This window comes from Flavobacterium sp. LAR06 (assembly GCF_041946075.1).
In the GTDB taxonomy this organism is placed as follows: Bacteria; Bacteroidota; Bacteroidia; order Flavobacteriales; family Flavobacteriaceae; genus Flavobacterium.
In genome coordinates, this window is the sequence record NZ_JAUTYT010000005.1 from 322,010 (window position 1) to 346,984 (window position 24,975).

The following is a 24,975-nucleotide window of genomic DNA, read 5'->3' on the forward strand; positions in this document are numbered from 1 at the left end:
TTGTCCCATGAAAAAAGGAATTAAGTTCATTTTCTGCTTCTTTGTTTTGCTTATACAGGCTGTTGCTTTGGCACAAGCCCAGAATCCAATAGGTTTTGCTGATGTGCCTGATATGGCTATAATAAGAGTAGGTAAAAATTACTATATGAGCAGTACTACGATGCACATGAGTCCGGGTTTGCCTATTATGAAATCGACCGATCTTGTTAATTGGAAACTAATCAATTATGCCTATAATACTTTGGCAGATATGCCGGAATTAAATTTAACAGAAGGAAAAAGCACGTACGGAAGAGGTTCCTGGGCAAGCAGTCTGCGTTTCCATAAAGGTATGTATTATGTGACCACTTTTGCACAAACTACAGGCGAAACCTATATTTTTAAGACGAAAGATATAGAAAAAGGAAATTGGCAAAGAGTTTCTTTTAAACCCGATTATCACGACCATTCTTTGTTTTTTGATGATGACGGTAAGGCGTATTTAATCTACGGAGCGGGCAAAATTAAAATGGTTGAACTCAATGATGATTTAACCGGAATTAAACAAAATGTTCCGGAGAAAGTTATTATAGAAAATGCCAGTGAACCTGCTGGAAACAATATTATGCTAGGTGCAGAAGGTTCTCAGTTATTTAAAATAAAAGGAAAATATTACCTGTTTAATATTTGCTGGCCTCAGGAAGGAATGCGTACCGTAATCATTCATAGGGCAGATAATATTAATGGCCCTTGGGAAGGAAAAATAGGTTTACAGGATTTAGGCATTGCTCAGGGCGGACTTATAGATACTCCTGACGGACGCTGGTTCTCTTATCTTTTCCGCGATTTTGGAGCTGTTGGAAGAATTCCTTATCTGGTTCCTGTAAAATGGAAAGACGGTTGGCCAATATTGGGTGAAAATGGAAAAGTTCCCGAAAAATTAGACCTGCCTGAGAGTAAAGGCTTGATTCCGAATTTGGTTGCTTCTGATGAATTCAATACAAAGAAAGGAGAAGAAACACTACCCTTAGTATGGCAATGGAATCACAATCCGGATAATACACTTTGGTCTTTAAAAGAGAGAAAAGGATTCCTGCGTCTTAAGACAGGAAGAATTGATACTGATTTTCTCTTAGCAAGAAATACACTTACACAACGCACTATTGGTCCAAGAAGTTCAGCTTCTGTTTCTTTGGATATTTCTAAAATGAAAGAAGGTGATTTTGTCGGATTATCTGCATTACAAAAAGAATACGGATTAGTCGGCGTAACATTTGAAAAGGACAAAAAATCAATAGTAATGGTAAATACGACTAAAGATAAAGCTGTTGAAGTACAGCGAATTCCTTTAGATCAAAATCAGGTTTATTTTAAAATTGACTGTGATTTCACGAACAAAAAAGATGAAGCCAGTTTCTTCTACAGTTTAGATGGAAAAGTGTGGAACCCGATAGGCGAAGCTTTAAAAATGAAATATACCCTTCCGCATTTTATGGGTTATCGTTTTGGCTTATTCAATTATGCAACAAAAAATACAGGCGGATATGTTGATTTTGATTGGTTTAGAATTAAATATTAAAAAGATAAATTATGATTATAGATAAAAGTTTAACAAAGGAATTTCTGCTTAGAATTCACGTTTTGGTATTGGTATTCGGATTGATTGTACCCGTTTTGACGGTTGGTCAAATTAAAAAGAAAGTAGAAAAATCAGAATCAAAACCGCAATACCGTAACCTTTTTGCGGCAGCAGGTTACACTCAAACGGATATTGACAAGAAATTAGCCAAAGCCTACTATGATGTTTTTGAGGGACCAAACAAGGTATATTTTGAAGAAGGAGATTCTTTAGGATATGTTTCGGATGTCAAAAACAAAGACGCCCGTACCGAGGGAATGTCATATGGGATGATGGTTGCTGTTCAACTTAATAAAAAAGAGGTTTTTGACCGCATCTGGAGATGGTCGGTTAAATACATGCAACATCAGGATGGACCGAGAGAAGGCTATTTTGCTTGGAGTGTAAATCCTGAAACTAAAAAACAAAACTCGGCAGGTTCGGCCTCAGACGGAGAATTATATTATGTAACCAGTTTGCTTTTCGCTTCTAATAAATGGGGAAATAATGCGGGAATTCATTACTATAATGAAGCAAGAAAAATATTGGATGCCATGTGGAAAAAAGATGGTACCAATGGTATTCATAATATTATAAATACCGAACATAAGCAAATATCTTTCGTGCCAGAAGGAGGAGGATATAATTGGACAGATCCTTCTTATCATGTTCCTGCGTTTTATGAAATATGGGCTTTGTATGCCAAAGATGGTCATGAGCAATTTTATAAAGAATGTGCTGATGTTTCCCGTAATTTTCTTCATAAAGCCACCCATCCGGTAACGGGACTAAATTCAGATTACACCGAATTTACAGGAGAACCACATCCTACACCATGGATGCCTCCCGGATTTCGTTATGATTCCTGGCGTGTTCCTATGAATATAGCAATGGATTATACCTGGTATGGAAAAGATAAAAAATGGCAGGAAGAATACGCTGGGAAATTTCAAAATTTCCTTAGATCCAAAGGATTGGATGCTTTTGAAGATCAATTTAATCTGGATGGTTCTACTCCTGATTTTATTCTGCAAGCTGGTCCGGTTAAAAAACTCAGACATTCAATAGGATTAGTTGGTACTTCAGCGACTGCATCATTAGTTAATCCCGATATAGCAAGTATAGATTTTGTTCATGCAGTTTGGAATGCCAAACTCGAACCGTATGAAGATGGTTACTTCGATCCATATTATGATGGGTTGATGTATCTCTTTAGTTTAATGCATCTTAGTGGGAATTATCAAATTATAAACCCGGCAGCTAAATAAATTTTTAAATCTAAAAAAAATAAAAATATGAAACAGTATACAGTTGTTATGTTATGGGCTTTTATTTTATCTGGTATTACAGGTTTTTCACAAACAAGTCAAACCACTATTGCCGAAGATTTTAAACCTTCAACCGTTAATCAGCCCGGACAGGAATACCCGCAAGTCAATTCGCAGGGTTATGCACGATTTCAAATTCTGGCTCCCGAAGCCAAATCGGTTGTAGTAAGCCTTGGATTAGGTGGAGCAAAAGGAGGTACAATCCTTACAAAAGAAGAAGATGGTTTGTGGAGAGGCATTACCGCTGGTGCTATGGACGAAGGTTTTCATTATTATCATCTAACTATCGAAGGAGGCGTTTTTAACGATCCGGGAGCACTCAATTTTTATGGCTCAACCCGTTGGGAAAGCGGAATTGAAATACCGGCACATGATCAGGATTTTTATGCCCTGAAAAATGTGCCGCACGGAAACGTACAGCAGATTCTTTTTCCTTCAAAAAGTACTAATACCTCTCGCAGGGCTTTTGTTTATACGCCACCAGGATATCATAAAGATAAATCAAAGCAATATCCGGTTTTGTATTTACAACACGGCTGGGGAGAAGACGAAACAGCCTGGAGCAATCAGGGACATGTCAATTTGATCATGGATAATTTGATTGCAGAAGGAAAAATTAAACCATTCCTGATCGTTATGACTTACGGAATGACAAATGAAATTAAATATGGTGGCCTGGCCAGCTTTAAAATAGAACCTTTTCAGACCGTTCTTACAGAGGAATTAATTCCGTATGTAGATTCCAATTTCCGAACGCTTGCTAATCAGACGAATCGAGCAATGGCGGGTTTATCGATGGGAGGTATGGAAACCAAAATGATAACACTCAATAAACCGGAAGTTTTCTCTCAATATGCGCTTCTTAGTGGCGGAATTTATAAACCGGAAGACATTAAGGATAAATCAAAAGTAAAATTGATCTTCTTAAGTTGTGGAAGTAAGGAGCGTCCTGATGGTATTAAAGATGCTGTATCAACGCTTAAAAATGCTGGTTTTAATGCTGTTTCTTATATTTCAGAAAACACAGGGCATGAATTTCAAACCTGGCGTCGAAGCTTCAAAGAATTGGCACCGCTATTATTTAAAGAGTAGTGATTTTTTCAAGATTACTAATTCATTCATTTTAATATGCAGTATCTGGCTATGAATTGTATTTGCCCCAAAACATGACATTTAAACAATCATCAGTCCAGATACTTGTTGTTGGCTGTAATAATTAAATATAAAATTATGCGTAAACTTAATAGTAGGTTATTGGTTGTTTTCAATAAAGTTTTATTGAAAAAAGTATTTATTTTTTTTTGTTTGTTTAGTCTTGCAAACAAGTCATTTTCTCAAAATTTAGTATTAAATGAAAAGGAATATTTTGAAACGCCGGGATTCAATGTCTGGGTTTTTAATAATGAATACAACGGAATGTTTTTCGACGAAAAAACAGCCGGAATAGAATTTATTCACCATGGTGTCAGAACGGTAACGGGCGGTGCCATCAGGCTTCAGAATACACCGGAACAATGGGATTTAATTCCGAAAATGATCAGCCGAAAAGTCGACAAAGCAAAGAATTCCATTGAAGTCACCCTGCGATATGAGGAATTTAATTTTGATTCCAAAATCATAGTCACACCAAAAGGAAAAGGTTTTGTTATCGATGTAATATTAGACAAACCAGTTCCAAAACAGCTGGAAGGAAGAGCCGGCTTTAATATGGAATTTATTCCTACTTCGTATTTTGAAAGCAATTATTTGGTTGATGGCAAAGCAGGAATTTTTCCGAGATATCCTGCCAGTAACACAGAAATCCGACCTTTAGCTGAAAAAATCCCTCAGTTTGCCGGACATACTACATTTGATGATCGCGGACGAAATGAATTTATAGCAACGATTCCTTTAGAATCGGGTAAGAATTTCATCTTTGCTCCTGAAAATCCGGAACGTACCGTAAAAATTCAGTCTGAGGATCAGGATGTAATGCTTTTTGATGGAAGAAATTTGGGGCAAAATGGTTGGTTTATAGCGCGAAGTATACTGCCGATAAACAGAAAAGGGAAAGTAATGACCTGGTATGTAGAACCCAATGCGATACCGAATTGGAAAAGAGAACCCGTAATTGGTTTTTCACAAGTGGGATATATGCCGGGCCAGAAGAAAGTAGCGGTTGTCGAACTGGATAAAAATGACAAAGCGTTAAGTACGGCGTCGATTTTTAAACTTGGTGCCGACGGAAATTTTACAGAAGCACTAAAGGCAAATGTCAAGGATTGGGGAACTTATCTCCGATATAATTATGCCCAGATTGATTTTAGTGCTGTTAAAGATAAAGGGCTTTATTACATTCAATATGGTGACCAAAAAACAAATACCTTTCAGATAGAGGATGATATTTATTCCAAAATATGGCATCCCACTATGGACGTTTGGTTTCCTGTTCAAATGGATCACATGGAAGTCAATGAGGCCTACAGAGTTTGGCACGGAAAACCTTTTTTAGACGATTGTCTTCAGGCGCCAGTTAATCATGAACATTTTGATGGATATAAACAAGGTCCTACGACAGAGACTAAATACAAACCATTAGAACGTATTCCGGGAATGTCGGTAGGAGGCTGGTTTGATGCGGGTGATTTTGATATACAGACTTTTTCGCATGTCAGTGTCATCAATAGTTTTGTAGAATCCTGGGAAGCATTCAAAGTAGACAGGGATGAAACTTACATTGATCAAAAAACACAGTTTGTAGACATTCACCGTCCGGATGGCCAACCCGATATGTTACAGCAAATTGAACACGGCGTTTTGAATCTGGTAGCACAAGTAGAGAATATTGGACATCCTGTCAGAGGGATAGTGGTTCCTAATCTTCATCAGTATCATCATTTGGGTGATGCTTCAACCGAAACCGATAATCTGCCTTATAATCCATCTCTTAAACCTTTTGAATCTAATGGAGTTTCAAGCGGTACTAAAGATGACAGATGGGCATTTACCAACCGAACTTCATTTCTTGATTTCAGAACAGCGGGTGCTTTAGCGGCAGCAAGCAGAGCTCTAAAAGGCTATAATGATGCACTTTCTGTAAAATGTTTATCTCTTGCTATAAAGTTGACAAACGAAGCAACTGAAATAGATAAAAAGGCAAAAATTGATAATAGTCCAATGTCAAGATGGGGCAAAGGAAGTGATATGATAGCGATATTGCAACTTTATCTAAGTACAAAAGACGAACAGTATAAAAAAAGCTTTGAAGATAAGATATGGAAATTGCTGGATGAAAATTTAGAATTCAATATTAGTTCAGCACTATTGGCAGCGCCTTCTATGGATACCAACTATAAACAAAAATTACGCGGCTATGTAATCAAGTATAAAGAAAAAACGGAGAAAGAAAATGCAGAAAACCCTTATGGTGTGCCAATAGCAAAAAGGGGATGGGGAGGCAGTTCACAAGTTATCAATTGGGCAAGTACGAATTATTATATTCATAAAATTTATCCTGATATCATGGACAAAGAAAGTGTTTATCAAGGATTGAATTATATTTTAGGCTGTCATCCTTATTCTAATTTGTCGTTTGTAAATGCAGTGGGAAACAGATCCAAAAAAGTGGCGTATGGAGGCAATCGCGCTGACTTTACCACAATTGCAGGTGGAGTTGTTCCGGGACTTATTTTTTTAAAACCGGACTATTTAGAGAACAAAGATGACTGGCCATTTTTTTGGGGAGAAAATGAATGTATTATCGATGGTGGTGCGTGGTATGTTTTTCTTGCGAATGCAGTAAATGATTTGGCTAAGGAAAAATAATAAACTTAAAAAAGAAAATATGAAACGATTTTTAAATATTATCATTATAATTTCCAGCTTGTGTTTTGAGTCAGGCTGGAGTCAGGAAACACAAATAGTGGAGGACTTTAAACCTTCAACTATTAATCAGATGGATAAACAATTCCCTCAGGTAAATTCACAAAGGCGTGTACGTGCCAGTATTTCAGCGCCCGGTGCAAATAAAGTCCAGCTTGATCTTGGCGGAGTGAAATATGATATGCGAAAAGACGCGAATGGCGTATGGACAGGTGAATCCAATCCTCAAGATGAAGGATTTCATTATTATCAGTTAAACATTGATGGGGCTTCTGTTCCAGATCCGGGAAGTTTGTATTTCTACGGAGCAGGAAGGTCAGGAAGTGGAATAGAAATTCCGGCGAGAGATCAGGAATTTTTCGCTCTGAAAGAAGTACCTCACGGTTTGGTGAGTGAAAATATCTATTTCTCAAAATTGACTAACTCTTTTAGACGCTGTTTTATTTATACACCTCCGGGTTATACTGAAAATACAAAAATACGATATCCGGTACTGTATTTACAACACGGGAGTTTTGAAGATGAAACAGGATGGTCAGCACAAGGGAAAGCAAATTTAATTTTAGATAACCTGATTGCTTCAAAGCAGGCAAGCCCCATGATTATTGTAATGGATAATGGGTATGCGTACAAACCGCAAAACAATGAATCAAAGGATAAAAAAGAACGCCCTGAATCTGTTTTTGAAGAAGTTCTTATTACAGAAGTTATTCCGATGATTGATTCGAAATTTCGTACGATGGCCAGTCAGGAACATAGAGCGATAGCCGGCCTTTCAATGGGAGCCAATCAAACGATGCGCATTATGATGAACCATCTGGATACTTTTTCCTACTATGGAGGATTTAGCGGTACAGCCAATTATCCGAGTATAGATCCCATTGATACTAATAGTTTTTTAGAAGGAAAATACAAAGACGGTCCGGCACTTAATAAAAAAATAAAGCTTTTTTGGTTAGGCTTAGGGACTAAAGAACCTAGTCCGTTTCCTAAATCAGTTGGTGCTTTCAAAACCATGTTAGACCAGCAAGGAATTAAATATATCTATTACGAATCGCCTGAAACGGCTCATGAATGGCTTACATGGCGTAGATGTTTATATCAATTTGCTTCTAAGTTATTCAAATAGTATTCGAACAATCAATAAAAAAAAGATCAATTTATGGGAAAAATCTTCTATAAATTGATCTTTTTTCTTGCTTAAATTTAATTTCCAAAATGTTTTTGGACTGCCAGAACTAAGAACATAAAATCGGTAGATCCGCCGCCCATAACGTATTCTGTTTGTTGCCAAAAGAAAGGCCATTTTTTAAGTTCGGGCAAGTTTGGTCTAATAAGCGCTGTACCAGAAGTAACTCCTCCCGGAATGTACGACCAATCAGCACGGTTCATACCATAAGCAACTAACAATGAATTTGATCCAATACCCGAAGCAAACGATGCGGTATTATTACCCGGATGAACTCCCAGTATAAAATTCAGGGCATTACTATACACTTCATAATTGGCATATTCCGGCCACGATTTCGAAAAATAATATTGTTGGACACCAAACTCCTGCAAAGTCCATCCGGCTCCCCAAATATTAGGTGTGTATGGGACTCCATATGGAGAATCGATAAGTGCATTGTTTTTGGTTTTAATACTCCTTTTTTTTGCTTCAGCATTTAATTGATCCAGAAATGATTTATCCTTGATAATATGTTTTACCCTTCCAACTTCCCATCCTGATTTTTCAAAATTCTTCAATACATCTTTTTGCATACTGACAATTTCATTTATGTAAATCGCTTCATTGGTTGCCAATGCCAATTCAACCAGTACCATTATTTTGCTATCTGTTTTTTTTGATTTGCTATAAGAAGTTTTATAGAGTGCTTTTGCAGTTTCCAGACATTCAGTGGCTAATTTTGGGTTAGGACCCTTTAAAACACGATACGAAGCAGCAAGTCCGGCAGCCACATACAATTCCCTTTCAGGATTATCTTCTGTAAAAACCCATCGGTCATCATCTTTTGCACTCGGATTGGCACTCCATTTATTATCAGTAACGCCTCCAAAATCGCCAAGAAGGACATATTGTTTTAAATCATTTGTAATTATTCCTCTATATAACCGTCCCATAGATCGATAGGCTCCTAAAACCGAGGCAAGTCCGTGTTCCATTTGCTGTAAAGCATCTGACTTTCCGTCTGGCTGATGAATTTCTACTATTTTCTTATCATTATCAATACTGGTGGCATCGTATGATTCAATATTGAATTCTTCCAGCATTAACGCAAGATTCCAAACCGTACCAATTTGAGATTCTACCCGTAAGTCATCATCACCTGCATCATGCCATCCGCCCTGATTTAAATTCGGAACAACTTCATTAGATTTATACTTTGTAAGTGTTGACGGACCCTGAACATAACCATCAAAATGATTAAGATTAAGGGGAGCCATCTGAGCATCATCTAAATGACAGAAGTTATGCCAAATTCGATATTTTTCATTCACGCGAACGTGACACATTTGAACAGGCAAAAAATACTCAAGAATGGGCTGCCAAACATTTCGCTCGTATAATTTTTTACTTATTTGAAAAGGAGATGTTTCATTTCCTTTATAACTCAGCGTATACATTCCTTCTTCTTTTACTTCAGAAAAGTCTAGTTGAAAGTAGTTGTATCTTAAAAAATTACCCCACTTTTTAGGGTTTATGATTTTGATGTTTTTTTTACCGAACTCATCATGTTTTATCAAAATTACTTCTGATGTTGCTGAATCATTTGGATCAGTTTCAAGAATAGCTACCTTTGATTGTGTTGGATAGTAACCCACCTGTGAAACCTGAACTACCGGTTTATATGTCCAATTTGGAATAACATTTGGAGAAACAATAATGTCGATGACCCTTTTACCGGAATTTTTAGAGATAGGAGCGCGGACAATAAACCAGCCATTATTATGATTGATTCTTCCATCCCATAAAGCAATCTCTTCTAAATTAGATTCAATAGTTACTCTTGATAAATCATTTTCGGGAGCAATTGTAATTCTCTTTCCTTTACAAAGCGGTGTTCCCAGATTCTGTCCATCAATTTGTGATTGAACGGGCCCATAAGGAGAATGGGTAAAAATGCCAAAATTTCCATCACAGATATAAGATTTTCCAAATAAGTCACCGGGAAACAATTCAATATTAAAACCAATTTTACCTAACCATTTTACATCAACCTCATTTTCTAAATCGACCGTAATTCGAAAATTATTCCCTTCAGTAGGCGTTACGCTTACTTTATACTTTAATTTCAAATCCGGATAATCGATTGGATTAAAACCAACATGATTTTTAGTTTCATCCGGATAGGATAAGGATTGTGAAATGGTTTGTCTAGCAGGATCAATTTTTTTCTCTGCTTCTTTTGGTACAGGAGACCATTGTCCAGGCGAAATTTCTAATCTCAAATCTCCATTGGCCATAACGCGCTCGCCATGTTGAATCATGGTTACACCCGTTTGATGACCATCAGGATAAATATCATCAAAAACGGTAACTTCTATTCCACGGGCCGAAAAATAACCTTTTGGATGGAGTTTCAAATTTTGGGCCACCATTTTTAGTTGCAACATCACTGCTATTAATACAAAAACAAGAAGAGCTTTATTTTTCATTATTTTTTTTAGGTGTTTTGGTTAATATTCTATAATGAATGCAAATAGGCTAATGTTAATTAATTGGATATTCAATAATGCCATTAAGTTTATAAATATAGTCTTCTGCTAATAATCTGAATAACAAAATTGAAGCGTAATGTAGAAGAATTGATGCGCTTTGGATAACTTAATTTTCATACACGAGCATTTTTAACGATGCAAGGCGATAAAAAGGGTGAATTTAATTTAAGCAAATATTCTTGGATAGCATCATTAGCAAGTTCATCAGGAGAAATATTTAATTCGTACACAAAAGATAGTACTGATGAACTTAAACCTTATTTGAATTCTAATAAAATATTTTTTTTTAGAAATTTATTGCTCAGAATTTAATATTAATTTTAGTGTCTATATGTGCCATAATTTGGCCAAAAAAAATATTATTTGTACTCACATTCTCGAGGTACAAATAAGGTAGGAATTTAAGCAAAAGATCACATAATATCCAAAAGAATAAGGAATTTTTAAAAAAAAAAAACAAAAGAATTAAAGTATTGTTTATCAGTACTTTAATTCTTTTATTTGTTGTTGTTTTGCGTTATATTGTCTTGCTATTTTCCGATGCAGAAATTAGCAAAAATATTCCCTAGTAGTTCGTCGTTAGAAACCTGGCCTGTAATAAGTCCGAATTGATATAAAGCTTCACGAATATCAAGCGCAATTAAGTCACTTGAAAGATTGGTTTCAAGACCAAATTTTACTTTTTGTATTTCATCTAAAGCTTTTAATAAAGAATCATAATGCCTTGTATTCGTTACAATTGTTTCATTGTTTCTTAAAGCTCCTGTATTAACAAAAGAAAGCAACTGATTCTTTAATTCATCAACACCAATGTTTTCTTTTGCGGATAGCATTAAGATTTCAGGAATATCAGATTTTAAGTTTGCAATTTCAATTTCGGATAATTTATCTGATTTATTTCCTATAACAACTAATGGTTTTAAAGGAAATTGATTTTTGATTTTTTCAAGTTCTACTTTTAATTTCAATCCTGAAACTTTAAACTCTGAACTATCAAATAAGAAAATAACAACCTGTGCCTGTTCTATTTTTTCAAAAGTTTTTTTGATTCCGATACTTTCTACGACATCTTTAGTTTCTCGAATTCCTGCAGTATCAATGAATCTAAAACCGATTCCGCCAATAACTAATTCATCTTCGATTGTATCACGTGTTGTTCCGGCAATGTCTGAGACAATGGCACGCTCTTCGTTTAATAAAGCATTTAACAAAGTTGATTTTCCCACGTTTGGTTCTCCTACAATCGCAACAGGAATACCGTTTTTAATAACATTTCCAACAGCAAACGAGTCGATTAAACGTTTCAGTACAAATTCAATTCGGTTTAATAATTCGTGGAATTGAGTTCGGTCTGCAAATTCAACATCTTCTTCTGCAAAGTCTAGTTCCAGTTCAATTAAAGAAGCAAAATTTAAAAGCTCTTCACGTAATTTGGCAATTTCATTACTAAAACCACCACGCATTTGCTGCATTGCAATTTGGTGGGAAGCTTCATTATCTGATGAAATCAAATCCGCAACTGCTTCTGCTTGTGATAAATCTAGTTTTCCATTTAAGAAAGCTCTTAAAGTAAACTCTCCCGCATCAGCCATTCTACAGCCTTTTCTCAATAGTAACTGAATAATTTGCTGCTGAATATAAGTTGATCCATGACAAGAGATTTCGATAGTATCTTCACCCGTATAAGAGTTTGGTCCTTTGAAAACAGAAACTAATACTTCATCCAGTGTTTTTGAATCATCTATAATATGACCCAGGTGTAAAGTATGCGTTTTCTGTTTGGTTAAATCTTTGTTTTTGATGGATTTAAAAACCGAATTTCCGATAGTGATAGCCTCGGAACCTGAAATACGAATGATAGCAATAGCACCTGCTCCTGATGGAGTAGCTAATGCAACTATAGAATCTTGATTTATCATGGTGCAAAGGTATAAAAAAAGGCATAAAGTTCTGAAGTGGAAGTCGGAGAAGATATCTTGCTTTTTACTTTTGCAAGTTCATATTTTAAGGAATTAACAAATGTTAAATTACTGATAATTATCAGGTTGTTTTGTTTTTAGAATGATTAAATTTGAGAAAACAATACTTTAATCCTAAGCAAAATGAAAAAGATATTATTTCCCACAGATTTTTCTGAAGCAGCTACTAATGCATTTGTTCATGCGTTAGAATTTGCGAAAATTGTCAATGCCGAACTGGTTTTGTTACACACATTTGAAATTCCGGTTTATGATAGTCAGTTTTTTCCAGAAAATTACGCTTCGATTTACAGCTCAATAGAATTGGCTAAATTTGAGATGTTTAAGGATGAAATTCCTAAACTTAGAACTATTGCTATCGAACGAAACTTAGAGGATATAGTGATAAAACATCGTTTGATGGATGGAGATTTAATTTATAATTTAAAAAATGCCGTTGAAGAGGATAAGATTGATTTTGTTATTATGGGAACTTCGGGCGTTTCAGACTGGACTAAATTTTTTACGGGATCAAATACAAACTCAGTAATTTCTGAAGTCAAAGTGCCGGTTTTATGCATTCCTGTTACTGCAAAATTTCACAGAATAAAAATTATAGGTTTTACTACCCGTTATCGTGAAAAAGACAAAACAGAACTTCGTAAAGTGATTGAAATTGCCAAAAAAACAAATGCTAAAGTAAAATGTTTATATGTTAAAACTTCTAATTCAGATGTTTCAAGCGCCACAATTAAAGAATGGGAAAATGAATTCAAGGGCGATCATGTTGAGTTTTTAGTATTGCCAAGCGATGAAGTTAAGGAAACCATTCTTGATTTTATTCTTTATAAAGACATTGATATTCTGACCACAATTACACATAAAAGATCTTTTTTTGAAAGTATCTTTGAATCTAGTTTTACAAAAAAAATTGCCAAAGAAGTTTCGGTTCCTGTTTTAGTAATGCATGAAAATTAAAATTCGAATTTTTTAAGATTGATTTTATGATGCAAAACTTATATTTGTATCTCATCAAATCAATAAAATGAATTCATATCAAAATAAGGTTACCCACTATTCAGAACTTTTTAGTAAAATCAATAAAAGATACAATAGCATTAGTTTACTGCGTTTATTAAGTGTTTTTCTGTGTTTGCTTATGTTGTTTTATTACATCAAAACCGATGAAACGCTTTATGTAGTTCTCGCTTTTCTGTCTTTTGTTGGTTTTATTTTTTTAATGAGAATCCACTCTAAGTTATCTTTTCAAAAACAACTCACAACGGCACTATTGAAAATAAATCAAAACGAAATCTCCTATCTGAAAAGGGAAAAGATTCCTTTTGAGAACGGAATTGAATTCAATGATTTCCATCATCCTTATGCTTACGATTTAGATATTTTTGGAGAACATTCCTTATTTCAAAACCTGAATAGAACCGCTACTTATATTGGAAAAAAGACATTAGCAAACCAATTGTTAACTCAACTTCCGAATGAAGTTATTCTGGAAAACCAGGAAGCAATAGATGAACTGAAATCTAAAATCGATTGGAGACATGATTTCCTGGCATTGGCAACAATTAGCAATGACTCTAAAGCTTCTTACGATTCTATATTATATTGGAATTCATTTAAAAATAATACTTTACCTAAAGTTTTAATTGTACTTTCATTTGTTATTCCAGCTTTGTTTTTTGGAGTTTTAACTGCTTATTTCATTACTTCTAAAACTATTTTATTATCCTATCTGAGTTATATTTTTATTGCCAATTTGATGGTCGTGGGAAGGTCATTGAAAAGAATTCAGTCCGAAATTGCGAAGGCAGATAATGTCCATAAAATCATAAAGCAATATAGTTTATTGGTTCAGAAAATTGAATTAGAAACGTTTCAATCCAAAAAGCTAATCGATTTGCAAAAGCAGCTTATTTTTAAGAATGCTACTGCAAGTATTCATCTAAAACAATTATCAGAGTTGTTCTCCAGAATGGATACAATAAGCAATCTAGTAACGGCACTTTTGTTTAATGGAACGTTTTTGTTTAATCTTCACGTTTTAAAAGCGTTATTAAAATGGAAAGAAAATTATTCTGAAGAATTTGAAAAATGGATTGCTATTATTGGAGAATTTGAAGCCTTAAACAGTTTGGCAAATTTGGCCTATAATAATCAGGATTTTGTTTTTCCTGAAATCAATTCAGAATATAAAATCGGTTTTAAAAATCTAAGTCATCCGTTATTGAATCCGGCAACCAGAGTTGGGAATGATACTCATTTTTATCCCGAATCTTTTATGATTTTAACGGGTTCTAATATGTCGGGAAAAAGTACTTTTTTAAGAAGCTTAGGTGTTAATATGGTTTTAGGTGGAATAGGTTCAGTTGTTTGTGCTTCAGAAGCTAATATTCATCCACTTCCAGTTTTAGTTTCAATGCGATTATCTGATTCTTTAGCGGATAGTGAATCGTATTTTTTTGCAGAAATTAAGCGTTTAAAGCAAATTATGGATGCCTTAGAAGAGAAACCGGCTTTTGTTTTATTAGATGAAATTTTAAGAGGAACCAATTCTGATGACAAACGAAATGGAACAATAGAAGTAGTTAAAAAGATCATTGGCAAAAATGCAATTGGTGCAATAGCAACGCACGATATTGAAGTTTGTCTTACTACAAATGAATATCCTGATATTTTAACGAATCAATGTTTTGAAGTAGAAATCAAAAATAACGAACTTCATTTCGATTATAAACTTCGTAATGGAATTTGCAAAAATAAAAGTGCTACATTTTTGATGCAGAAAATGGGAGTTATTTAGGATTTTAGATTTTAGACTGTAGATTTTGATCTACAATATGGAATTTACCGCAAAGATTCTGATTAGCGTATTTTGATAAAACCGAAAAGTTCGCAAGGCATTATGTAAACTTTGCGAACTCTGCGTAAATCTTTGCGTACTTCGCGATTAATCTAAAATCTAAAATTATTTCTGTACTTCCTTAATCGTATTCACAAATGCCTCAACGGGCTGAGCGCCAGAAACAGCATATTTTCGATCAAAAACAAAAAATGGAACTCCTTGCACACCAATTTCCTGAGCTTCTTTAATATCGCCTCTTACATCATTTAAATAAAGGCTTTCATTCTCTACGACTTCCTTTACTTCATCTGAATCTAATCCAGCCTGAATTCCCAGTTCAATTAAAGTTTGAGCATCATTTAGATCTTTGCCATCAGTGAAATAAGCTTTAAAGAAAATCTCTTCCATTTCATCGTCGAGTTTTTTAGCTTTCGCCAAATGGATAATACGATGTGCTGTCAGCGAATTCGAAATAATAGCTTTGTCAAAATGATAATCCAAACCTACGCTTTTTGCGCGTTCTACAACACCTTTATGCATTTCTATAGATTGTTCAACTGAAATGCCTTTTCGTTCGGCTAAAAACGTATAAACGTCTTTTCCGGATTGCGGTTCAATAGTTGGGTCAAGTTGAAAGCTTTTCCACTCAATTTCAAAATTATTCCCAGGAAACACCTCCAAAGCGGTTTCCAATTGTCTTTTTCCGATATAACAAAACGGACACATGATGTCCGACCAAATTTCTATTTTCATAAATACAAAGTTATAAAAATTGTTTAAGGTTTTAATTTTTTCAAGTTTCAGGTTTTTGCTTTGAACAGAATGTAACCGCAAAGTTTTGAAACTTGAAACTAAGCTAAAATAAAAAACCGCAAATCTTTTAAAAAGAATTGCGGTTTCTAGGTATAAAAAATGGTTGGTTAATAGCGATATTTTTTTTTACAATGATATGTCTTTAATTCGAAACTAAAAAAAATCCCTGTAACAAAAAGAAGTTTTGATGTTAACTATTTAACATTACTGGCATTACCAACATAGTAACAGTTTCGCCTTCTTCTAAACCATCAACTGGCGTAAGAATTCCGGCTCTGTTAGGCAATGACATCTCTAACATAATCATGTCAGATTGTAAGTTGGTCAACATTTCAGTTAAAAAACGAGAGTTGAAGCCAATTTGAAGATCATCTCCCTGATAATCACAAGTCAATCTTTCTTCTGCTTTGTTTGAGTAATCAATATCTTCTGCAGAAACATTTAATTCGGCTCCGGCGATTTTTAAACGAATTTGGTGTGTTGTTTTGTTTGAGAAAATCGCAACACGCTTAACTGAACTTAAAAATAAAGAACGGTCAATCATTAATTTATTTGGATTTTCTTTTGGAATAACCGCTTCGTAATTTGGGTATTTTCCATCAATCAAACGACACATTAAAATATAATTATCAAATGAGAAAGTCGCATTTGAATCGTTGTATTCAATTTTTACTTCAGCATCAGAACTTCCTAAAATACTTTTTAAGATATTCAAAGGTTTCTTTGGCATAATAAAATCAGCTACCTGAGATGCTTTTACATCTGTACGGGCATACTTTACTAATTTATGAGCATCCGTAGCAACAAATGTCAAACCTTCTGGTGAAAACTGAAAGAAAACTCCAGACATTACCGGACGTAAATCATCATTTCCGGCAGCGAAAATAGTTTTGCTAACCGCAGTTGCCAAAACATCAGCAGGAACTAAAGTTACAGATGGATCTTCAAGATTCACTGATTTTGGAAATTCTTCTCCAGCGGCATATGCCAATGCATATTTTCCTGAATTAGAGCTGATTTCAACTGTATTGTTGTCTTCGACTGTAAAAGTTAAAGGCTGTTCTGGAAATGTTTTTAAAATTTCAAGCAAAAGTTTTGCAGGCACAGCTACACTTCCTTTACTTTTAGAATCGATTGATAATGTAGCCGACATTGTAGTTTCAAGATCTGAAGCCGAAACTGTCAACGCATCATTGTCTAGTTCAAATAAAAAGTTGTCTAAAATAGGCAACGTGTTGTTACTGTTAATTACACTACCTAAAACTTGTAATTGTTTTAATAAGTACGAACTCGATACTATAAATTTCATCTGTTTTGTTTTATTTTTTGATGTGTTTTTTAGCAATTAGAGGCTAAATATACGGATTACAAATATATCGTAAACTATCTTAGTTTTGCAATTTTTTTATTAACATCTATTTGCTGTATTTTCTTTTTCTCATGTAAGTAAATACAAGTCCGAAAACCAATAAAATTAGAATTGGAAGTCCGATAGTTATGAATTGCGTCATTGTATAGTTTTCATAAACTTTATCCTTATCCAATAAAGGCAAGTCAACATCTTTGCTTCTAATGTTAATAAGTCCGGTATCATCTAACAAATAATTGATGCAATTCATCATGAAATCTTTGTTGTCATATAAATTCCCTGTACGTTGATCATAGCCTAATTCAACTGGCATCATGTTTTTATCCAATTGATTTCGGGCTAAATCCCCATCAGCAATTACAATCATTTTATTTGGTTTTCCCTTTGCCTGAAATGCATTTTCTTTGAAAGGTAAAACACGATTCTCGAAAGCCGAATGAAAATCTCCTTCTAATAAAACCGCAAGAGCAGAGTTTCCTTTATTTAAATATTCTTGTGGAGTAGTCTGCTCAGTTACAATATTCAAATTGATTTCGGTGGGAGTTCCAATTTTCTTAGAATATTGTGAAGATTGTAATAAAACCGTTTTCTTAATTCCGTTTTTCAAAGTGTCAATCGGGCTGGCAAAATCAAATTTAATTTGGCCTAAATTTTTAACGATTGGGTGTTTGCTAGAAGGGATTACAATTGGAGCGTATTTCCATTTGAATTCCTGATATTGTGTTGCGCTTCCTTGTTCTCCGGTAGCCAGTTTGATTGGACTTCCGTATTCGTCTTTTACTAAATCAGGATTAATTCTGAACCCATATTTGAAGAACATGTCATTCAAATTCAGATCCCTTGGATAAGCCAGAGTTGCTCCGGATTGATTGTACAAACTATCCATATCGGCAGCAACCTGATCGACTAGCCATAATGTTTTTCCGCCGTTCATGATAAACTGATCCAAAACCTGTTTTTCTTCATCGGAAAAAGTTTCAGTTGGTTTTGAAATGATGGCTAAGTCATATTTTTTAAGAGCTTCTAAAGTTCCGTTTGGATTTTTAGCAACAGAATCTAATGTGAATGGTCCGATATAGTAGCTTTCTTTAATTTGTCTCAGCATTTTAGCAATATGAACTTCGTTCATTTCACCATTTCCTTTTATGAAAGCGACTTTCTTCTGTTTTGCTTTAGTAATTTTATTGATAGCATCTGAAATAGAATATTCTAAATGCTGAATCGAACCGATAACTTTTTGTTCAGTCGAAGCGCCCATAATGTTTTTCAACAGGGGAATATTCACTTCTTTATTGTCGTAAACGGCAATTGCCCAAGGGAAAACCATCGCCTGAGATTGTTTTCCTTTGTCGTCAACTGTGATGTTTATTGGTGTTAATCCTTTTTGGTAAAGTGATTTAACCATTTCCATGCTTTCGTCTTTGTTTTCCATCGGATTTACAAATTCGAAAACAATATTGTTGTTATAAGCTTGAAATTCTTCTAATAATTGTTTGGTTTCCTGTTGTAAACGTCTGAAATCCGCAGGAAGATCGCCCTGCATATAAATCTTAATGGAAAGCAGATTCTTTACTTGTTTTACAATTTGCAAAGAAGTTTCAGATAAAGTATAACGTTTGTCTTTGGTTAAATCGAATCGGTGAAAAAACAAAGTTCCCAACACATTTAAAACAATTAAAACAAAAACGGTAATACCTAAAACTTTGATATTTTGTTGAGTAGATGCTTTCATTATGCTTTAAAAGATTTTAATTGATAAACAGTAAAAGACAAAAACAATACTGTGATACTTAAAAAATAAATTACATCACGAGTATCGATCACGCCCCGACTCATACTTTTAAAGTGATCCTGCATTCCAAATGCCGAAACAAAAGAATCGCCTGGAATCAATGAAGATATACCCTGAAAACCGAAATAAAAGAAAAAACATAGAAAGACCGCAATGATAAAAGCAACAATTTGATTCTCTGAAAGGGTAGAAGTGAAGATTCCGATTGCAGAATAAGAAGCAATCAAAAACAACAATCCGAAATAAGAACCAATGGTGCTTCCCATATCGATATTTCCTTCAGGTAAACCCAAATTTGAAATGACTTTCACATAAATAAATGTTGGTATAATTGCTAAAACGATTAGGAATAAAGAACCCAAAAATTTTCCGTTTACAATTTCCCAAATCGATAATGGTTTAGTCAAAAGCAACTCTAATGTTCCTTGCTTTTTTTCATCTGAGAAACTTCTCATCGTAACCGCCGGAATCAGGAAAATCAAGATCCATGGCGCTAAAGTGAAAAACGGGGTTAAATCGGCGTAACCAGTATTTAATATGTTATAATCCCCTTCAAAAACCCATAAAAAAAGTCCGTTGCTAATTAAGAAAATAGCAATGACCAAATAGCCAATAGGAGATCCAAAAAAGGATTTTATTTCTCGTAAAATGATTGATTTCATTTGTTTTATTTTTGTTTCAAGTTTTTCTTGTTTCAGGTTTCAGGTTGCTCCACTTTGCGAACTTTGTGTTTTCTGAAAACCTTTTAAATATAATCTTTGCGCTCTCTGCGGTTAAATAGTTCCAATTTTCAAATCCAGTATGAACTTTAAATTAATTTAAACTAACTATTTTGTCGACACTCCAAGCCTCAGGTTTTGCATTGAATAGTTTTTTTGTAAAACTCCAAACCGAATTGAATAGTTCAGATTGTCTGTAATTCTCTAAATTTTCTTCGGTTTCCCAATAACTATATGTGAAAAAGATACATTTGTCATTTTTATCCTGATACAATTCTAAAAAACGATTTCCTTCGGTATTTCTTATTTTATCTTTTACGGTTTCAAAATTCTCCAGAAAATCGAGGATCTTTTCTTCGTGAAAACTCATTTTAACTATTCGAACAAACATGTTATAATTTTAAAATTTAGATTGTGGATTTTTAGATTGAAAAATCCGCAATACGCGCGCAAAAGTATCAAAATTGATTGTTCTTTTTATTATAATTCTGTTTCTTGTGAAAACAATTTTTTAATAACTTTAAATTAGACCTTAATTTGTATTCTGATTATTGCTTAATTATTGATTTTAATTTAAAAGCTTTTTGATCTTTTTCGCTCATCATTTCAAGAAGTTTTTCATTGAATAAGTTTTTTAAATACTCCCAACTACTTGCATTTACACCGCCATTCCCACTTTTATCAATATTATTAACGATTTTCAGGTTGCCCATAGATTCAAAATTATCACGAAATTTCATAAAATCTTTCTTCCATATAATGAAATTATAACTACCTAAAAGGTATGGTTTTATTTCTGGATGAATTGTCCACATTTTTTCTAATTCTTCATCTGAATGTTTATAGAAGTTACTCTTTGTAGTGTGTTCAACCCCGAAAAAGCTACTTTCTTTAATTGCTGCAACTGTAGGCTTTTCAATAGTATCAATATTTAATGCGCAAAAGGTAAAAGTATGCGGACTTCTTTCTTTATAGGTACTTGTACATAGAAGAACTTTGTATTTGCCGCTAACATCTTTAAAGGTTAAAAGATCGCCTTGATGTATGTCTTTAATTTTTTCCATATTACTTTTTAGTATTGTAATAATGTAAATCTTTTAAAAAAATCTAACTCAAAAATTGAATCGTAATAACATCCCTATAATTCAATCCCAACAAGCTATTTGCAGAACCCACTTTTGAAGGATTACTCCTAAAAATGGCAATTTCAAGAAAACCAGCTTCATTAAAAATGGCTAATTTTTCTCCTTCGTAAGTTTTGATTGGATATTTATCAGATGTTGCAATTGCTGAATAATTTGGCAGAATTGTTTTGATGCTTTTAGGCTTCATCACGATTTCGTAGGGACGGCCTTTGGCAACTTCTATAAATTGCTGTTTTGAGATGTTGGTTACAATATTTCCAAAATGGTCAATGTAAATAACATATCCTTTTAGCGAATTTCCGTCGTTGGCAACTACAGCTTGTAATTCGGTAATCTGTTTAATTCCAGTAACTTCTTTTCCAATAACATTCAGCAAACCGCCTTTTGCAATATGACAGGCTACTTGTATGAAAATATCTAAGTCACTGAATTCAGCCGGAAAACGGTCGTGAATATTGATTTCGACAATTTTTTGAGGAACGATTTTCTGCGTAAGCATACTCAGGATTCCATTATCAGCACAAATAAAGTAGTGATCGTTCCATTGCATGGCAATATGCTGATTTTCTTTATTACGCTCAATATCAACACCTATAAGGTGTACGGTTCCTTTAGGAAAACTTAAATAGGAGGCGCCAATAACATAACTTGCTTCGGCAGTATTAAACGGATCTATATCATGCGAAATGTCAACAATTTGAACCTCTGAATATTCAGAAAGAATTTTACCCTTTAGCGAACCAACAAAGTGGTCTTTTAAGCCGTAATCAGTAGTAAGGGTAATTATTGACATAATTTTGTTTATAACTATTGGTAGTATTTAAATCTAATTTTCATTAAATTTGAGAAATGCAAATCTAATAATACTAAATACAAATTGAAAGAAAGAAAAGACAATTTGCATTTAAAGATATGAACATACCCGACAACCACGATTTATAAAACTGATTTATTTTTAATTTAAAACTACTTCATTTGAACGAAAGAATTATCGAGCTAATAGACATCGCTCCAAAAGACTTTTGGGGCGCTCAAGACTCTCATCTTGAAATAATTAAAAAGTACTACCCAAAGCTTAAAATAGTAGCGAGAGGGACGACTTTAAAAGCATTTGGCGAAAAAGAAGTTTTAGATGAATTCGAAAAAAGATTTCAAAGGTTAATGCTGCATTTTACCCGATACAACAACATTGATGACAATGTAATTGAACGCGTAATTATGAGTGATGGTCAGGATGAAAAAAAATCATACGATCATGACAAAATATTAGTTCATGGTGTTGGAGGTAAAATAATTAAGGCCATGACGCCTAACCAGCAGCTACTGGTAGATACCATCAAAAAAAATGATATGGTATTTGCTGTTGGTCCTGCCGGAACCGGTAAAACTTATACCGGTGTAGCAATGGCGGTTAAAGCGCTTAAAGACAAAGAAGTAAAAAGGATCATACTCACGCGACCAGCGGTAGAAGCAGGAGAAAATCTTGGTTTCTTACCCGGCGATATGAAAGAAAAACTGGATCCGTACATGCAACCTCTTTATGATGCTTTGCGCGACATGCTTCCGAACGAAAAACTCGAAGATTATATTTTAAAAGGAATTATTCAGATTGCGCCATTGGCATTTATGCGTGGTCGCACACTCGATAACGCCTTTGTAATTCTCGACGAGGCACAGAATACTACCCACTCACAAATGAAAATGTTTTTGACCCGTATGGGAAAAAACGCCAAATTTATGATTACGGGAGATCCTGGACAGGTCGATTTACCACGCAGAACTATTTCTGGTCTTAAAGAAGCTATTTTGGTTCTGAAAGATGTTGACGGAATCGGAATTATTTATCTGGATGATAAAGATATCGTACGTCACAGATTAGTGAAAAAGGTAATTGACGCTTATAAACAAATTGAAAACCACGATTAATTTTATAGAATGTCAAATGTAAATCGTGAAATGTGTTTTGGCATTTACTAATATTCGTTTTCTACATCATCTTTTATGGGAATGTGGAAAACGAATTTTTTTTTACTATTAAATAAAGTACTATGACCCATACAATTAATGATTTTAATGTTACCAATAGAGAAAGTTTTGTAGAATTTATTGATTTACTCAGAGAAGATTTTTTGCAAAATTCTGAAAGTTGGGAAAGTAAAACTTTGCCTGATTTTTTAGAAGTTTTAAGTTCTTATGCTGAAGGTATTCAAGGATATTATGATAATACAAAGCAAAATATTAATGCAGATAAACCTGACTGGAAAACGTTTTCAGATATTTTTAAAGGCGCAAGAATTTACGAATAGATAAGAAGTGATGAAACAACTAGATGATTTCTATTTAAAACAAGAAGAACCTGTAAAAGGCATGTTTTTTGCATTAAAAGAAATTATCCTAAAACAAGATTCTGAAATTACTCACGTCCTCAAATACGGAATGCCTTTTTTCTGTTACAAAGGAAAAATGTTCTGTTATTTATGGACTCATAAAAAACACAAACAGCCTTATATCGGAATTGTCGAAGGAAAATATTTTGATGAATCCTTTTTGCTTCAGGAAGCACGTTCGAGAATGAAAATTATGTTGTTTAATCCTGATGAAGATTTGCCTTTGGAACAAATCGAAAAAGTTATTGAGAAAGCCTTAGATTTATACAAATCCGGAATTGTAAAAGTTTAAATTATTTGTAATTCAATATTTAACGAAATAGTTAAATAAATAATAAACTTCACGTATTTCGGGCTTTTACAGCTTGCAATCTTTGCTCTTCTGAGCATAAAGCTATAAATTTGTATTTCATAAATATTTGATCTTTAATATGACTAAGCTTAAAAATATAAAAGTTGTAGTAAGTGACCTTGATGGAACTTTACTCAACCCTCAACACAAAATTTCAGATTACACCAAATCCATTTTTCAGGAACTTCACAATCAAAATTATCTTATCGTTGTTGCTACAGGCCGTCATCATCTTGATGCTATGGCTATTATTGAAACACTTGAAGTTCCGGTTTATCTAGTGAGTTCAAACGGAGCGAGAATTCATTCTCCAGAAAAAGAAGAGCTTTTTTCATTCAACTTAGACAGTGAGGTTGTAAAAAATGCTTTGAATGTTGATATTGACCCTGCTATTACGGTAGTTTTATTCAAAGAAAATGTTTGGCAAACCAATAGAATAAATGAAAAATTAAATGCTTTTCAGTCTGAATTAAAATATCGCCCAGAATTGGTTGATTATAAAACTTTGGAAGATTTTGGAGCAATCAAAATATTCTTCTCCTGCGATGATCATGAAAAATTAGTAAAGTTAAAAGATGCTATTTTGGCGAGTTCTTCAGAACATTTACATCATGCTTTTAGTTTGCCTACTTGTTTAGAATTTATGGATAAAGCTGTAGATAAAGCAGTTGCAATTGAAGTCGTTTTAGAAAAAGAAGGATTTACTTTAGAAGAAGCAGTTTCTTTTGGAGATGGTTTCAACGATGTTCAAATGTTGTCTGTATCGGGAAAAGGCTTGATTATGGGGAATGCTCCAGCTTTACTAAAAGATACGTTGCCTAATTTAGAGGTTATTAAAACCAATGCCGAAGACGGCGTTGCCAGATATATTTCTTCAAAAATATTGGATAGAGAATTTGTAATTGGTTAATTTGTAGGTATTTACTAATTAAAGATATTACTGATTAAAGCTAAATGTATAAATTTATAGGAAATTTACCAGAGTTGGTGAAACCTATTTTAAATAATTAACTTAATTATCAGTATTATGGACAAATTTTTACTTCAGCTTCAGAAAAATTGTATTTCCGG

At 33.9% G+C, this 24,975-nt stretch carries 20 protein-coding genes; 11 read left to right on the forward strand and 9 right to left on the reverse strand.

Annotated elements, in window-relative coordinates; genetic code table 11:
• Window positions 1–7 precede the first annotated feature (7 nt).
• The 5 genes from Q7C23_RS09625 (at window position 8) to Q7C23_RS09645 (ending at window position 7,915) form a co-directional block, all read left to right on the forward strand.
• On the forward strand, window positions 8–1,558 hold the full coding sequence (locus tag Q7C23_RS09625) for a glycoside hydrolase 43 family protein (protein WP_375032326.1): 1,551 nt from the start codon (window positions 8–10) through the stop codon (window positions 1,556–1,558).
• 11 nt (window positions 1,559–1,569) lie between these two features.
• Window positions 1,570–2,865, forward strand: coding sequence for a glycosyl hydrolase family 8 (locus Q7C23_RS09630; RefSeq protein WP_375032327.1), 1,296 nt, complete (start codon window positions 1,570–1,572; stop codon window positions 2,863–2,865).
• A 27-nt stretch (window positions 2,866–2,892) separates the two neighbouring features.
• Window positions 2,893–4,017: an alpha/beta hydrolase-fold protein gene (locus Q7C23_RS09635; protein WP_375032328.1), complete on the forward strand. Its 1,125-nt coding sequence runs from the start codon at window positions 2,893–2,895 to the stop codon at window positions 4,015–4,017.
• Between the two features lie 138 nt (window positions 4,018–4,155).
• On the forward strand, window positions 4,156–6,729 hold the full coding sequence (locus Q7C23_RS09640) for a glycoside hydrolase family 9 protein (protein ID WP_375032329.1): 2,574 nt from the start codon (window positions 4,156–4,158) through the stop codon (window positions 6,727–6,729).
• 19 nt (window positions 6,730–6,748) lie between these two features.
• Window positions 6,749–7,915 (forward strand): alpha/beta hydrolase-fold protein, encoded by a 1,167-nt coding sequence (locus Q7C23_RS09645; protein WP_375032330.1) that lies wholly within the window; start codon window positions 6,749–6,751, stop codon window positions 7,913–7,915.
• A gap of 77 nt (window positions 7,916–7,992) precedes the next feature.
• Here the strand turns inward: Q7C23_RS09645 and Q7C23_RS09650 are convergent, their stop codons facing one another.
• Together Q7C23_RS09650 and mnmE are read right to left on the reverse strand one after the other, a co-directional pair.
• Entirely contained in the window at window positions 7,993–10,446 is a 2,454-nt protein-coding gene (locus Q7C23_RS09650) for a glycoside hydrolase family 9 protein (protein ID WP_375032331.1), read from the reverse strand.
• Window positions 10,447–11,039: 593 nt separating this feature from the next.
• Window positions 11,040–12,428, reverse strand: coding sequence for a tRNA uridine-5-carboxymethylaminomethyl(34) synthesis GTPase MnmE (gene mnmE / locus Q7C23_RS09655; protein WP_375032332.1), 1,389 nt, complete (start codon window positions 12,426–12,428; stop codon window positions 11,040–11,042).
• A gap of 183 nt (window positions 12,429–12,611) precedes the next feature.
• Between mnmE and Q7C23_RS09660 the strand changes: the two genes are divergently transcribed.
• Window positions 12,612–13,445 carry a universal stress protein gene (locus Q7C23_RS09660; RefSeq protein WP_375032333.1) on the forward strand — a complete coding sequence of 278 codons (834 nt, stop codon included), beginning with the start codon at window positions 12,612–12,614 and terminating at the stop codon, window positions 13,443–13,445.
• A gap of 67 nt (window positions 13,446–13,512) precedes the next feature.
• Window positions 13,513–15,285: a DNA mismatch repair protein gene (locus Q7C23_RS09665; protein WP_375032334.1), complete on the forward strand. Its 1,773-nt coding sequence runs from the start codon at window positions 13,513–13,515 to the stop codon at window positions 15,283–15,285.
• A 165-nt stretch (window positions 15,286–15,450) separates the two neighbouring features.
• Here the strand turns inward: Q7C23_RS09665 and Q7C23_RS09670 are convergent, their stop codons facing one another.
• The 7 genes from Q7C23_RS09670 to Q7C23_RS09700 all read right to left on the reverse strand — a co-directional run bounded on the left by Q7C23_RS09670 (window position 15,451) and on the right by Q7C23_RS09700 (window position 21,958).
• Window positions 15,451–16,080, reverse strand: a complete 630-nt coding sequence (locus Q7C23_RS09670; protein ID WP_375032335.1) for a DsbA family oxidoreductase — start codon at window positions 16,078–16,080, stop codon at window positions 15,451–15,453.
• A 250-nt stretch (window positions 16,081–16,330) separates the two neighbouring features.
• On the reverse strand, window positions 16,331–17,449 hold the full coding sequence (gene dnaN / locus Q7C23_RS09675; protein ID WP_026984000.1) for a DNA polymerase III subunit beta: 1,119 nt from the start codon (window positions 17,447–17,449) through the stop codon (window positions 16,331–16,333).
• Window positions 17,450–17,555: 106 nt separating this feature from the next.
• Complete coding sequence (gldG, locus tag Q7C23_RS09680) at window positions 17,556–19,241, reverse strand: gliding motility-associated ABC transporter substrate-binding protein GldG (protein WP_375032336.1); 1,686 nt, start codon at window positions 19,239–19,241, stop codon at window positions 17,556–17,558.
• A complete protein-coding gene (gldF, locus tag Q7C23_RS09685; protein ID WP_375032337.1) occupies window positions 19,241–19,963 on the reverse strand; it encodes a gliding motility-associated ABC transporter permease subunit GldF in 723 nt (240 codons plus the stop codon). Before gldF ends, gldG begins: the two co-directional genes overlap by 1 nt.
• A gap of 151 nt (window positions 19,964–20,114) precedes the next feature.
• Window positions 20,115–20,411, reverse strand: a complete 297-nt coding sequence (locus Q7C23_RS09690; protein WP_375032338.1) for a putative quinol monooxygenase — start codon at window positions 20,409–20,411, stop codon at window positions 20,115–20,117.
• Window positions 20,412–20,568: 157 nt separating this feature from the next.
• Window positions 20,569–21,084 (reverse strand): hypothetical protein, encoded by a 516-nt coding sequence (locus tag Q7C23_RS09695; RefSeq protein ID WP_375032339.1) that lies wholly within the window; start codon window positions 21,082–21,084, stop codon window positions 20,569–20,571.
• Between the two features lie 43 nt (window positions 21,085–21,127).
• Complete coding sequence (locus Q7C23_RS09700) at window positions 21,128–21,958, reverse strand: S-adenosyl-l-methionine hydroxide adenosyltransferase family protein (RefSeq protein WP_375032340.1); 831 nt, start codon at window positions 21,956–21,958, stop codon at window positions 21,128–21,130.
• A 182-nt stretch (window positions 21,959–22,140) separates the two neighbouring features.
• On the opposite strand from Q7C23_RS09700, the gene Q7C23_RS09705 reads away from it, so the two are divergent.
• The 4 genes from Q7C23_RS09705 to Q7C23_RS09720 all read left to right on the forward strand — a co-directional run bounded on the left by Q7C23_RS09705 (window position 22,141) and on the right by Q7C23_RS09720 (window position 24,814).
• Window positions 22,141–23,091 carry a PhoH family protein gene (locus Q7C23_RS09705; RefSeq protein WP_026984005.1) on the forward strand — a complete coding sequence of 317 codons (951 nt, stop codon included), beginning with the start codon at window positions 22,141–22,143 and terminating at the stop codon, window positions 23,089–23,091.
• A 122-nt stretch (window positions 23,092–23,213) separates the two neighbouring features.
• Window positions 23,214–23,471: a hypothetical protein gene (locus tag Q7C23_RS09710; RefSeq protein ID WP_375032341.1), complete on the forward strand. Its 258-nt coding sequence runs from the start codon at window positions 23,214–23,216 to the stop codon at window positions 23,469–23,471.
• A 10-nt stretch (window positions 23,472–23,481) separates the two neighbouring features.
• A complete protein-coding gene (locus Q7C23_RS09715; RefSeq protein ID WP_375032342.1) occupies window positions 23,482–23,844 on the forward strand; it encodes a DUF1801 domain-containing protein in 363 nt (120 codons plus the stop codon).
• Between the two features lie 139 nt (window positions 23,845–23,983).
• Window positions 23,984–24,814 (forward strand): Cof-type HAD-IIB family hydrolase, encoded by an 831-nt coding sequence (locus Q7C23_RS09720; protein WP_375032343.1) that lies wholly within the window; start codon window positions 23,984–23,986, stop codon window positions 24,812–24,814.
• The last annotated feature ends 161 nt before the right edge of the window (window positions 24,815–24,975 follow it).